Origin of the sequence: Microcoleus sp. A003_D6, assembly GCF_036702825.1 — a bacterium.
Lineage (GTDB): Bacteria > Cyanobacteriota > Cyanobacteriia > Cyanobacteriales > Microcoleaceae > Microcoleus.
Map to the genome: position 1 here is coordinate 38,564 of NZ_JAUBWA010000046.1, position 11,710 is coordinate 50,273.

Consider the following 11,710-nt stretch of genomic DNA (forward strand, 5'->3'; position numbering starts at 1 on the left):
CTAGCCTCCCAGTAAGGCAATGCTGCGATCGATTAATTGGTGTTGAGCGTTTTCGTTCAAGCTAGTTTTTAGCTGGCCTTCCACCTTTTCTAATGCCATAGATACAACCGCCGATCTGAGTTGGGCGATCGCTCTTTCCCGCTCCGCTTCCAACTCTTGACCTGCTGTTGCTTTCATGCGTTCAACTTCCTGCGCTGCCTGAGCTAGAATTGCTTCTTTGGCTTTCTTCGCATTTTCTTCAGCAGCGGATCGAATCCGTTCCGCTTCTGCTTGCGCTTGAGTCAATTTTTGCTGTTGCTCTGCTAGAGCTGCTGCTGCATCTTTTTGGCGAGTTTCTGCTTCTTTAATCGCCTCTTCGATGCCGGAGCGTCTTTCGCTGAGGATGTTCCCTAAAAAGCCGCGCCCGAAGTAAAACAGCAATCCAATAACAACGATCAGGTTAATCAGGTTGGTTTCTAAAATATCGAAATTTAAACCGAAACCACCTTCCCCGCTAGCTTCTGTGGCTAGCAATAAAACAGTCCCCATGATACTCTTCCATAATTGCGCGTGCAGGTTTAGTGAACCGATCTTAGATTTGAGCATTCACCCAAAATCTAAAACTGTTCGATCGAGCTATTTGACAAGTGCAGTGCCTAATAGCTTTTCAAGAATTTGTCGGCTCAGGACATCTACTTCTTGCTCCAGCGAGCGCATTGCCTCTTGTTTTTGTTGCTCAATCTCTTGTCCTGCCTTTTCTCGCGCCACTTGAGCTTCTTTTTGAGCCTCAGCTACTTTTGCCGACGCGGTTTTTTGGGCATCTGCTTGAGCCGCAGCAATTACTGCTTGAGACTGTTTGCGAGTTTCTCCCAGTTTTTGTTCGTATTCCTGCGCTAATTTCTGAGCTTTAGCCAAGCGTTCCCCAGCAGACACTTGAGTGGTGCGGATGTATTCATCCCGCTCGTCGAGCATCTTTGTCACGGGCTTATAGAAAACAGCGTTCAAGACTACCATCAAAACTAGGAACTGCAACGCCATAAAGGGCAAAGTTGCATCAAAATCAAACACTTTTAGTTCCTCCTTTGTTTTGGGGCGGAAAGACATCCGCCCCTTTTTGCAGTCCTTCAGTATTAAGCGAAAGGATTAGCAAACAGCAGCACCAATGCAATAACCAGACCGTAGATGGTCAGGGATTCCATGAACGCTAAGCTCAGCAGGAGAGTTCCGCGAATTTTGCCTTCTGCTTCCGGCTGGCGGGCAATACCTTCTACTGCTTGACCGGAGGCATTACCTTGACCGATGCCAGGTCCAATAGCGCCCAAACCAATAGCTAAACCTGCGGCGATAACTGAAGCAGCAGCAACTGTCGGATTCATGATAATTTTCCTTAACTTTGTGTACAGATTGAAAAACAGATAGTGTGTAATTGGTAATTGGTAATTGGTAATTAGTCATGAGTCATTAGTCATTGGACTGCTGATTTCTGACATATCGCTATTAGCCATTAACCAATTCCAGAGAGTTAATCGTGGTGTTCGTCGCCGTGTCCTTCCAATGCTTCGTGAATGTAAGCTCCTGCCAAGGTGGCAAATACCAAAGCTTGAATCGCACTGGTAAACAGACCCAACATCATTACGGGCAGAGGTACGAACAGGGGAACTAACAGCACCAGCACCGCTACCACTAATTCATCCGCTAAGATGTTACCAAATAAACGGAAACTTAGGGAAAGAGGCTTGGTGAAATCTTCCAAAATCGCGATCGGCAACAAAATTGGGGTTGGTTCGATGTACTTACTAAAGTAACCCAAACCCCGCCTGCTGAAACCCGCATAAAAATATGCCAAAGAAGTCAGCAAAGCAAGTGCTACCGTCGTGTTGATGTCGTTGGTCGGAGCAGCTAGTTCGCCTTCTGGCAACCTAATTAGTTTCCAAGGAACTAAGGCCCCCGACCAATTCGATACAAAAATAAACAGGAACAAAGTGCCAATAAATGGCAACCAGGGACGGTACTCTTTCTCGCCGAGTTGATTTCTAGCCAAGTCTCGAATGAATTCTAAGGCGTACTCCATGAAATTTTGCATTCCGCGCGGAATTCTCTGCATATTGCGAGTTGCGGCCAGGGAAGCTATCAGGAGGAGAGCAATCACAATCCAGGAGGTGATGAATACCTGTCCGTGAACTTTGAGATTGCCTATGTGCCAGTAGAAATGCTTGCCAACTTCCAACACAGCGAAGGGAAGAGCATTAAAGGCATTTAAGACATTTAGCATTTCCATTCACAAGAAGTTCACACAGTGGAGGGTTCACCGACTGCCTGACCCATTGACGGAATCGGGAATGAACAGGCTTTGCAGCATATAAAAGACGAGCGCGCCCTTATATGTCAGAAATCCCAAAAATACCGGCAAAATGTGTAGCTGATTCCACTGAGTTGCTACTACAATCAACCCAATAAATACAGCCAACCGATTTTTACTCAGACTCCTCTTTTGCGGGCCGAGGCGCTCAACGTCTTTGGCCAACATTCTCAAGTAAACCACACCTACGATCGCCCCAATCAAGTAATTTAGGGCAATGTTGAGTGAATAAAAAATCCACACAGAGATAAAAATTATTCCCGTGAAAGCGAGTGTGACTACAAACAACTGTTGCTGAAGTTTGTAGAAATCTTGCATAGCATCAGTGGACTCCGGTTCGGACGAACCTGTCTGAGAGATGTCCTGCGTTTGGGCGGTGGATGCGCGAGATTGATCTGACAAGGTTACTTGACTTTCAAAGCAGTCGGTGTTAGTTGACTCCCACTACAATTAATTCGGTTGAAACCGTCTTGTAGCGACAAGTGTGACAAACGTTACAGCTCGTACACTTCACATCGAATAATACCACGTGCAGGTAACATAACTTAAAAAAATAAATTTTTTGATTGGTTTCGGAGAACGGTAAATTCGAGGCACAGCCTCTGGACTTGCGTTACCAGGCTCTTCCTGGTAACGAGTAAAACCTTTTATCCTGGTTCCCAGGCAGATATCCTGGTTCCCAAGAAGAGCCCGGGAACCAGGATATCTGCCTCGTCTGGGAAGGGAAACAGTCCTGCTGGACGCATAAAGACCTAAGAAACCGGGTTTTTTACGGTTATCTACAGGCGAGTGCGAAGTATTGTCGTAAAAAAACCCGGTTTCTGGCTACCCGTGCGTCATAGGATGAATGTAGTGCCGATCGATCGCCCGCATGGTAAATTCGAGGCACAGCCTCTGGATCTGCGTTACCAGGCAAAGCGCGTGGTAACGAGTAAAATGAGGTTGCACTGGTACGGTTTAGCAATCAAGAGATGCTGTGAAGCAGTAGCTCTAAGTTGAAGCAGGATTTGCGTTAGGCTTCTACGCTGAACCCCTCAGCAGTCAACCATTTAACTACTCGGTCATACTCGCACTTCTCACTAAATGCGAACCAGCGGTTACATTCTGATTCATATTCTGAACGGCGCAATACATCCTTGAAGCGACCAAATGCTCCTCGCCCTTGAACAGCAACCCCCAATAAATCTCGCAACCGTTCATCTGCAACAGTTTCAATGAAATCTACCATGTCTTGATAGCTATCCCTTGAACCTGCTTGAGGAATTGGCAAGTACCGGCGGTTGAACTCAGATTCTACTTCCTCATAATTCTCATCTTCTTCATTAGGAATAATTGCCAATGGCTCATCCAGGCTGCCAGTTAAAACTTCACCAGTTTCACGGTCAATATAGCCATAGATTCCCTCCCCATCTCGAATCTTCATAGTTTCAGTGATGCGGGAGATATCATCCTTTGAAATCGTAATTGACATTTTTGAACTCCTTGCCTGCTTTTTCTTAATTTCTCACAGGCATTCAACCAATATAACCCGATCTCATTCAATAACCTTAAACTCTTGCAGCGCCGGGAGAAAGTTTTTATTTTCGTGGCTCGATCGACTAAGCTTAATCAAAGCAAATCGCTGTAGGGGTTGCAAACTCGCCCACTGTGCCAAAGAAATTGTCACGCCGAGCTCTTGAGCTTTTGCAGAAACAGACTCCGGTACAGTTGCAGCATCCATCCAGGGGGGATTTTCATCAACAGCCAAATCAGTTCCCGGTTTACCAGTCTGTTTAATTAATACTTGGTTTAGCTGTTCTCGGTAATCGATAATTTCTGCATTTGTCAAGCAAGGTTTCTCTACAAGACTTTGCCGTTCTGCTTGGTTGAAATGATTCCAATCCTGCAACTTTAATTTAATGCCGCAAGTATCTAATTTCAGACGTACCTGCATCGGAATGCAGCGCAAAGCTTCCACAAAATCAGCTTCAAATTCAAAAAACATAGGTCAAAATCTTAAATATTAAATTGATACTTATTATAAATATTATCATGTGATGGATTGATTCGCAACAGGCAAGATGCCTGTTCCACCAAGATAAAACTTATCTGCTGTGGCAAATTCGCAACAGGCAAGATGCCTGTTCCACCAATATAAAAATTATCTGCTGTGGCAAATTCGCAACAGGCAAGATGCCTGTTCCACCAAGATAAAACTTATCTGCTGTGGCAAATTCGCAACAGGCAAGATGCCTGTTCCACCAAGATAAAACTTATCTGCTGTGGAACGGGCATCTTGCCCGTTCACATTAATTGCAGAAAATCGAGTCAGCATTTATAATTAAATAATATTACAAAATATTGACATGAATCCCGTAGACTACCTTCGGATTAGCTTGATAGACCGCTGCAACTTCCGCTGTCTCTACTGTATGCCAGAAGGTAGCGAGTTGGACTATGTATTGCAGCAGCAGTTGTTAACTCACTCGGAATTGCTAACTCTGCTGCGGGAAGTTTTTATACCCGTGGGATTTACAAAGTTTCGGTTGACTGGAGGGGAACCGCTGCTGCGGCCTGGGGTGGTGGAATTGGTGAGGTCGATCGCATCTTTGCCCGAAACGCGAGATTTGTCAATGACAACCAACGGATTTTTGCTGGCGGGAATGGCCGAAAATCTCTACAGTGCAGGTTTGCGGCGGATTAATATTAGTTTGGATTCCTTGGAACCGGAGACTTTTGATAAGATAATTGGCAGTCGGGGACGATCGCGGTGGACGCAGGTTTGGGAGGGAATTCAAGCAGCTTATCAAGCTGGATTTGACCCGCTGAAACTGAATGTTGTGGTAATTCCCGGTGTGAATGACGGCGAAATATTGGATTTGGCAGAGTTAACAATTAACCGCAATTGGCACGTGCGATTTATTGAGTTTATGCCGATCGGGAATGGGGATTTATTTGGCGATAAAGGTTGGGTAGCATCGGCCGAATTGCGGCAGCAAATTGAGGAAAAATACGGCTTAGCCGAGTCGGGAATTCGCGGAAATGGGCCGGCGGATGTGTTTCAAATTCCGGGGGCGAAGGGCACTTTAGGATTTATCAGCCAAATGTCCGAGTGTTTTTGCGATCGCTGCAACCGGATGCGTTTGTCTGCTGACGGGTGGCTGCGGCCTTGTCTGCTGAACGAAACTGGTCAAATTGACTTAAAAACTGCTTTACGGAATGGGGTGTCTACAGGCGAATTGCGCGATCGAGTGCAGCACATATTAGAGATTAAACCGGAGATTAATTTCAAACAGCGGGATTCGGGAACTAATCAAGGAAATTACAGCCGCACAATGTCTCAAATCGGCGGGTGAAATGCCCGAAATCGATCGCTATTTTTGTTCTTTGCAGGAGAGGGGCGATTCCCTACCAGATAGCTTTGCTTCAGGTACTTGGAAATGGGCGATCGCTCTCAAAATACATTATACTTAAGACAAACTTTGTAAATCTTCCTCAGATAGCTGGGCTATTTTCATCAAGGCTCTTAAGGTTCCAACTTTCAAATCTTGATTCCGGTGAACTGGAATTGACAAAATTTGTTCTATTTCGGCGTTTTCCTAGATATGATGACTGCCAGTAACTCTTTTCAAAACCCAACCTTTCTGCTCTACTATTTTGCACAGTCGCTTCCCTGAAATAGATTTCATACAGCAATTTCAACAATTTTATCTGTGGAGGCAATTGCTTCACGACTATTAGCAACATCGAGCCAACCGACCATCGCATCTTTTAAATTAGCCATCACTTCTTCCATAGTATCTCCTTCGGTAATGCACCCAGGAAGTGCAGGTACTTCAGCCCAATAGCCACCTTCTTCTGCGGGATGAATAATTGCTCTAATTTTCATACATTTTCTCCTTGTGAATTCCTTATAAATCGGTGGCTAAAGCTCCCCTTCGAGGACTTGTTGGGCCGTCAAGTTCAACTGCGGAAAAGTCGGCGATATCAGCGCTTGTTCCCCTTCAAAAACCCCAACTTCGACATACTCACCTGATTCTAGTCGTAGTACCGCTACTATCTCCTCTTGAGGGTCAACAATCCAATATTCAGGGATACCCCGCGCTGCATATTGAGCTCGTTTACTAATATAATCGCGATCGCGCCCAACTCTACCTGGACTAACAACCTCGACAACCAACTGAGGAGGTGGCATAGTTTGGGTGATGGTTAGCCTGGTTGCTGTCAGCAAGATGTGTTCGGGGCGCAAAACCACCAAATCTGGGTAGCGGTTAGCTGCGTCGCCCTCCCGCAGGATCGGAACTTGGATTTCGCACATATGTGTTCTGATCAGCCTCAGTGGGATGAACCCGCTACTAGCCAGAGTGAATAGTAGATAGTTAGCAATGAAATTGTTGGGGCCCGATTCTGGTGGCAATGTTACTAACTCTCCATCAATTAATTCGTAGCGGTTGTCGGTGTCGTCCTCATAGGTGAGGTACTCTTCAAAGGTAAGTTTCTGTTTGTGGGCTTGTGTCATCTTTTACCTTCCAGGATTGCTATTGTTATTAAAATCTTTACACATCCGAGGGAAGCGGCTGCCGCAGTGATTCTAGTTGAATTAACAAGCTGGGCAGCACTGTTTCAATTATTTGATTATGCTGTTGCTGTAGCCGGTACTGGCGCACCTCTGCCTAACTTTTCCCAATCGGGTGTAACAGGCTGGTAAGTGCAATAACATACAACAATTCGCTGGTTGGTATCAAAGGATGAGAATTGGTTGATACTGGTGACAACCCAGTCGCCATCACGTCCATGAGTGATGCCGCTGCTTGTTTCTGGTTCCATTTGAGCATACTCCCGAATGCGATCGCCTACTTGGGGCAACACGCCAGAACTGTCCCACTCTTCATGTAGGATATCTGTTAAAGAAGTCCCCGGCATCAACTGACGGTTTTCCCATCCAGTCGCGTCCATAGACTCGGTTTTATAAACAATCCAGGTTTCATTCGTCATTGTTGTTTTCTCCTTGTGAATTTTCTGGAGGTGCAAATGATGTTTGCTGACCGTAGAAAACGCAATCTACTTTTAGAATAAGGTCTTGAGTCTTCCTGATTGTCTTGAGTTTCCAACCGTATCGTCGCTCCATATCGCGACATTTTTGAGGGCTGGTGGCTGAATGAATGTTTTCTTCCATCCTGTAAACTCCTTAAGTTGATAAGCTGTTACGCATTTAAATTGGAAATTCCCGACAGGCTAGAAGCCCGTCCCACAAGAGTTTTATTGATTTTTGACACACAGTTTAAATGTAGAACAGCTTATCTCCTCAGTCTTTGCTTCTTTGGTTTCAAGCTACGACAATACCAGTATACTCTCTGCTTCTCTATCTCCAAACTGACTAATGATATCGAATTCATCTTGTAGAATTTGAACAATTTTAGATGTTGAGCAATTGCCAACACGGAGATAAATAAATTTGGGAGGATGACCGTAAAGTAAACTCCGTTGATGAAAGTCAGAATCTTTGGAAACAATCACAAAATCATTTGCCTTTGCATATTCCCAAATTTCTGCATCATCAGTATTTGTCAGTCCTAATGTTTTGACATGAGCAGAATCGGGATACAAACCGATAATTCTCTGAAGAATTCGGTCTGAGAGGTTTTCGTCCAACAGTAGTTTCACAGGGATGCCACAAATAACTTTTTCTCACGATCTGCGGCAAAAGCAAGGCAGGCTTTGATGTCTGCCGAAGTTAGTTCTGAAAAATCTTCCAGAATTTCTGCTTCGGTCATGCCACTGGCGAGATATTCTAAGATGTCGTAGACGGTGATTCGCATTCCCCGAATACAGGGTTTCCCACTGCGTTTTCCCGGTTCAATTGTGATGATGTCGTGGTAGTCCATAAAGCAATATTTTGTACTAATAAGCGTAATTATAACTGCAAATAATCCTGGTTTGTTTAGGTCAGGATTTCAGGTTTGAGCAAGTTGGGATAAAAAAAGAACCCTGACGTTGAAAGTAGCCAAGGCGGATCAGTTTTCTCATGGTCTGTGGCAAAAGCAAGGCAGGCTTTGATGTCTGCCGAATTTAGTAGGGTTTTCCAGCAATAAGACTCCAAAATTGGCGGCAGTCCGATCGACACGGGGCGATCGTCAAAGTGCGGCGGTCTAGCGGTGGCAGAGCGTGGCAGAGCGCAAACAATGGGTAAACAGCCAGTAGCAGCCTCAAACAGTCGCACAGTGAGGGTTAGATGGTGATTGTGTCACGTTAGCGGCACGGTCGGAGTGTGTCGGAGCGGTGGCGGTATAGCTTTATAGTGGATTTGACAGATGTAAAGTCTTTACATTAAAATATTGAATGTTCTTTGTGGGTCTACATATTTATTTCAAACCATGTTTACTATTAAACAACTAGAAAAAAAGACTTTACATGAACTTAAAGCTATTGCACGTAATTACAATATAGTCCCTTCGGGTAATCGGAATTTACGTCTGACTTGGATTAATGAGTTGTTTTATAGTGCTAACTGTCCTGCTTGTAAAAGTATCAATTCTTTGAGTGCTATGTGGTCAAAAGGGTTTGTTCATGGTGTCACATATTTTGGGTGTACTAACTGCGATGTTACAGAACACGAACTTTTGGAAATTTTTTCCGATGTAGAAGTAGAGTAAGTTTACCAACCTAAAAGTTGGAGCGTTGAGAGTACGGTGAGGACAGGCAAGGTATAGTAAATATGTCTAAAGTATATAGACGTAAAACGTTGACATACGTTAAAGTTGATCTTTGTAACACTACAAGTAAAAACTAATGAAAAAACTAAAAAAACCGATTACTACTTCTTTACCAACAGCCAAAATATTTTTGGATGATGTTGAAAAAATAGAGGAGATATTAATAGAATCTTGTTCATCTTATAACATTATTTTTAATGACCCTAAATTAGATTCATTTTGTGAGATTCAAAGAACTCGTGAACTATTTAACGAATCATATTCATTTTATACCATTAAGCTTGATGAAGAATATGAATTAGATTCTATTGATGAGATTAAAGAAATTGCAGAAAAACAAGATTTTCATAATTTAAGAATCACATTAACAAAACCTTATTTTATTTTAGATTTTAATCACCTTGACACACATATATATTGTGATGATGATACTCTTTGTATTGGTATTATAGAAAGAATCAAACCGATTATCCAAAAAAGAAAAATATGCTCTCAACTAAGCTTATATATATTTGTTTTTTTATTGGGAATTTTACTGTTTATTATTATTTTAATAGATATTTTAATGAATTTATATTCTGATTTGATTAGCTATATAATTATGGGAACAGCCATCCTACTTTCTATTATTTCTTGTAAATTTATTTTCTTCAAAGAAGATAGTAGGAAATTTATAGTTTTTACTACTAAAAAATCAAACAAAAAAAGTAACTATTTTATTGAAAATAAAGATGAACTTATTACAAAATTATTTTTTGGTATTATAACTACTGCTACAGGTATATTTATAGGAAACAAAGTTATTCCTTTTTTTACATCCTTATTTAATGGTCAATAAACTCATTTCTTATGATGTAGCTGCAAAGGTTACAGGGCTTAGGCGGGAAAATGTGAGTTTCCCCGCCTAGCTTGATTTATAGATGTTTGAGGCTCTAAATCAGGATATGCTCTTATCCTGATTTAGTGAGATTTGTTGGTCTTCTTAACTGGTTCCCAGGCCTTAGCCTGGGAACGAGCAAACACCTACGCTTTGCGCTTCCGACGGCGAATCAGCACACTCATCACTTGCTTCGGATTCGCTGCACGCTGTACGGGACTCCAATCGCCGACTTCGGCAAATCCCAGACGGTACAAGGTGAGTATGGTTTCCCTGACACCCTTGGGCGAACCTGTCACCGTTACACACACCACATCCTGTTCCGATTCTGCTGCTGAGTCGTCATTTGGGCGTGCAAATTTGTTGTCGTCAGGCAAGAATTCCTGTGACATAATTATTTTCTCCTGGTTTTGGGTTTTCTAGAAAAACCCAAAAACCCAGCCGCCCCGCATTTCAAGACATAGCAGGGCGGCTACAGAGAGTGTTATCATACTCCGTTAGCCTCCAGACTGCTGATTCCAGTTTGGCGGTTATGCTGTCCATTGCTGCTACCAACAGCTTTGGGCAGTGCAACTAGATTTTTGGGCGACGCGGGCTACTTCCTCTACAAGCAAAGCAACCTCTAACTTCAAAGCGTAGCCGCAGAGGGGGGCCTCTGTCAATCCATTTGGGATTTGGGATTTGGGAAAAGTGCGTCAGCTTGGAGATTGCTTCACTACTTTCGCAATGACAGAAAATCCTAGTACGTGCATCCAGGCTTTGGCTTGGGAACGAGCAATCGCCTACTTCCTAGGCTTTGCGCTAGAGTTATAATATGACAATCAATTTAAAAAGTGCGATTAATTTTGTTATCGTCAACCCAAAAACTTACACTCAAGGATAACTATGCTGCACAATCTTCAGCAATCTCACCAACAAGAGATACAGACTATTACTGAAGTTTTGGCAAAAATCACCAGCCGCACGGCGGATCAGATTAAACCATTACTAGATGCGATGCTCAGACAGCTAATTGAACCTCAACAACGTCCATTTTATGAAACAGCTACCCCAAAAGAATGGTCAATAGCATTTCAAGAATGGGTTGACAGTCATCGTACCCTAAATCTCCCCACTCTTTCAGATGAAGCTATTAGCAGAGAAAGCATTTATGGAGACAGAGGTTAAATGCCGTTTCTCCTAGATACAAAATACGCGGCTAGTTGCTGCTATGCTAGTTCATGGTTTAACCCATATCCTAACTTTTAACATTGCTGATTTCGCTCGTTATTCACAAATTACGGCTGTTAATCCTCCAAAGGTAAAGTAATTTGTAGGTGCGTCAGTTTGGAGATTGTTGATTTTTAGCTGTAGGGTGCGTCAGTTTGGAGATTGTTGATTTTTAGCGGGAATTATTCAAGCTGACGCACCCTACGACTTAACAATACATGAGGTCGGAGATTGTCGATTTTTAGCTGTAGGGTGCGTCAGTTTGGAGATTGTTGATTTTTAGCGGGAATTATTCAAGCTGACGCACCCTACGACTTAACGGTGCGTCAGTTTGGAGATTGTTGATTTTTAGTGGTAATTTGTAGGGTGCGTCAGTTTGGAGATTGTTGATTTTTAGCTGTAGGGTGCGTCAGTTTGGAGATTGTTGATTTTTAGCGGGAATTATTCAAGCTGACGCACCCTACGACTTAACGGTGCGTCAGTTTGGAGATTGTTGATTTTTAGTGGTAATTTGTAGGGTGCGTCAGTTTGGAGATTGTTGATTTTTAGCTGTAGGGTGCGTCAGTTTGGAGATTGTTGATTTTTAGCGGGAAT

Annotated in this window: 19 protein-coding genes; 3 read left to right on the forward strand and 16 right to left on the reverse strand. The window is 43.2% G+C overall.

The annotated features are described in order from the left end of the window. From QUB70_RS14725 to QUB70_RS14760, 8 genes are all read right to left on the reverse strand, one after another. Complete coding sequence (locus tag QUB70_RS14725) at nucleotides 1-528, reverse strand: F0F1 ATP synthase subunit B (RefSeq protein ID WP_332981382.1); 528 nt, start codon at nucleotides 526-528, stop codon at nucleotides 1-3. An 87-nt stretch (nucleotides 529-615) separates the two neighbouring features. Continuing rightward, entirely contained in the window at nucleotides 616-1,083 is a 468-nt protein-coding gene (locus tag QUB70_RS14730; protein WP_332981383.1) for a F0F1 ATP synthase subunit B', read from the reverse strand. A gap of 26 nt (nucleotides 1,084-1,109) precedes the next feature. After that, complete coding sequence (atpE, locus tag QUB70_RS14735; protein WP_172184535.1) at nucleotides 1,110-1,355, reverse strand: ATP synthase F0 subunit C; 246 nt, start codon at nucleotides 1,353-1,355, stop codon at nucleotides 1,110-1,112. Between the two features lie 146 nt (nucleotides 1,356-1,501). Beyond that, nucleotides 1,502-2,257, reverse strand: a complete 756-nt coding sequence (gene atpB, locus QUB70_RS14740; RefSeq protein ID WP_172184533.1) for a F0F1 ATP synthase subunit A — start codon at nucleotides 2,255-2,257, stop codon at nucleotides 1,502-1,504. A gap of 27 nt (nucleotides 2,258-2,284) precedes the next feature. Beyond that, nucleotides 2,285-2,740, reverse strand: a complete 456-nt coding sequence (locus tag QUB70_RS14745; RefSeq protein WP_332981386.1) for an ATP synthase subunit I — start codon at nucleotides 2,738-2,740, stop codon at nucleotides 2,285-2,287. Nucleotides 2,741-3,350: 610 nt separating this feature from the next. Beyond that, the gene (locus tag QUB70_RS14750; RefSeq protein WP_332981388.1) at nucleotides 3,351-3,809 is read right to left on the reverse strand and encodes a UPF0158 family protein; all 459 of its coding nucleotides are present in this window, start codon (nucleotides 3,807-3,809) and stop codon (nucleotides 3,351-3,353) included. A gap of 63 nt (nucleotides 3,810-3,872) precedes the next feature. Beyond that, nucleotides 3,873-4,322 (reverse strand): nitrate reductase associated protein, encoded by a 450-nt coding sequence (locus tag QUB70_RS14755; RefSeq protein WP_332981391.1) that lies wholly within the window; start codon nucleotides 4,320-4,322, stop codon nucleotides 3,873-3,875. A gap of 156 nt (nucleotides 4,323-4,478) precedes the next feature. Beyond that, nucleotides 4,479-4,652, reverse strand: coding sequence for a hypothetical protein (locus QUB70_RS14760; RefSeq protein WP_332981392.1), 174 nt, complete (start codon nucleotides 4,650-4,652; stop codon nucleotides 4,479-4,481). A 31-nt stretch (nucleotides 4,653-4,683) separates the two neighbouring features. Between QUB70_RS14760 and moaA the strand changes: the two genes are divergently transcribed. Next, complete coding sequence (gene moaA, locus QUB70_RS14765; protein ID WP_332981393.1) at nucleotides 4,684-5,673, forward strand: GTP 3',8-cyclase MoaA; 990 nt, start codon at nucleotides 4,684-4,686, stop codon at nucleotides 5,671-5,673. Nucleotides 5,674-5,916: 243 nt separating this feature from the next. On the opposite strand, the gene QUB70_RS14770 is transcribed toward moaA, so the two are convergent. From QUB70_RS14770 to QUB70_RS14800, 7 genes are all read right to left on the reverse strand, one after another. After that, a complete protein-coding gene (locus tag QUB70_RS14770) occupies nucleotides 5,917-6,006 on the reverse strand; it encodes a type II toxin-antitoxin system HicA family toxin (RefSeq protein ID WP_332981394.1) in 90 nt (29 codons plus the stop codon). After that, on the reverse strand, nucleotides 6,003-6,206 hold the full coding sequence (locus QUB70_RS14775) for a type II toxin-antitoxin system HicB family antitoxin (protein WP_332981396.1): 204 nt from the start codon (nucleotides 6,204-6,206) through the stop codon (nucleotides 6,003-6,005). Before QUB70_RS14775 ends, QUB70_RS14770 begins: the two co-directional genes overlap by 4 nt. A gap of 36 nt (nucleotides 6,207-6,242) precedes the next feature. After that, nucleotides 6,243-6,836 (reverse strand): Uma2 family endonuclease, encoded by a 594-nt coding sequence (locus QUB70_RS14780; RefSeq protein ID WP_332981397.1) that lies wholly within the window; start codon nucleotides 6,834-6,836, stop codon nucleotides 6,243-6,245. Between the two features lie 116 nt (nucleotides 6,837-6,952). Beyond that, nucleotides 6,953-7,312: a hypothetical protein gene (locus tag QUB70_RS14785; RefSeq protein ID WP_332981399.1), complete on the reverse strand. Its 360-nt coding sequence runs from the start codon at nucleotides 7,310-7,312 to the stop codon at nucleotides 6,953-6,955. Beyond that, nucleotides 7,302-7,493: a hypothetical protein gene (locus tag QUB70_RS14790; protein WP_332981400.1), complete on the reverse strand. Its 192-nt coding sequence runs from the start codon at nucleotides 7,491-7,493 to the stop codon at nucleotides 7,302-7,304. The genes QUB70_RS14785 and QUB70_RS14790 overlap by 11 nt, the downstream gene beginning before the upstream one ends. Nucleotides 7,494-7,648: 155 nt before the next feature. After that, complete coding sequence (locus tag QUB70_RS14795) at nucleotides 7,649-7,981, reverse strand: DUF5615 family PIN-like protein (protein ID WP_332981401.1); 333 nt, start codon at nucleotides 7,979-7,981, stop codon at nucleotides 7,649-7,651. Continuing rightward, nucleotides 7,978-8,202, reverse strand: coding sequence for a DUF433 domain-containing protein (locus QUB70_RS14800; RefSeq protein WP_332981402.1), 225 nt, complete (start codon nucleotides 8,200-8,202; stop codon nucleotides 7,978-7,980). The genes QUB70_RS14795 and QUB70_RS14800 overlap by 4 nt, the downstream gene beginning before the upstream one ends. A gap of 904 nt (nucleotides 8,203-9,106) precedes the next feature. Here QUB70_RS14800 and QUB70_RS14805 point away from each other — a divergent pair. After that, complete coding sequence (locus QUB70_RS14805) at nucleotides 9,107-9,868, forward strand: hypothetical protein (RefSeq protein WP_332981404.1); 762 nt, start codon at nucleotides 9,107-9,109, stop codon at nucleotides 9,866-9,868. Between the two features lie 185 nt (nucleotides 9,869-10,053). On the opposite strand, the gene QUB70_RS14810 is transcribed toward QUB70_RS14805, so the two are convergent. Continuing rightward, entirely contained in the window at nucleotides 10,054-10,299 is a 246-nt protein-coding gene (locus QUB70_RS14810) for a hypothetical protein (RefSeq protein ID WP_332981407.1), read from the reverse strand. Between the two features lie 493 nt (nucleotides 10,300-10,792). Here QUB70_RS14810 and QUB70_RS14815 point away from each other — a divergent pair, with 493 nt between their 5' ends. Beyond that, nucleotides 10,793-11,074: a hypothetical protein gene (locus tag QUB70_RS14815; RefSeq protein WP_332981409.1), complete on the forward strand. Its 282-nt coding sequence runs from the start codon at nucleotides 10,793-10,795 to the stop codon at nucleotides 11,072-11,074. Nucleotides 11,075-11,710 lie beyond the last annotated feature (636 nt).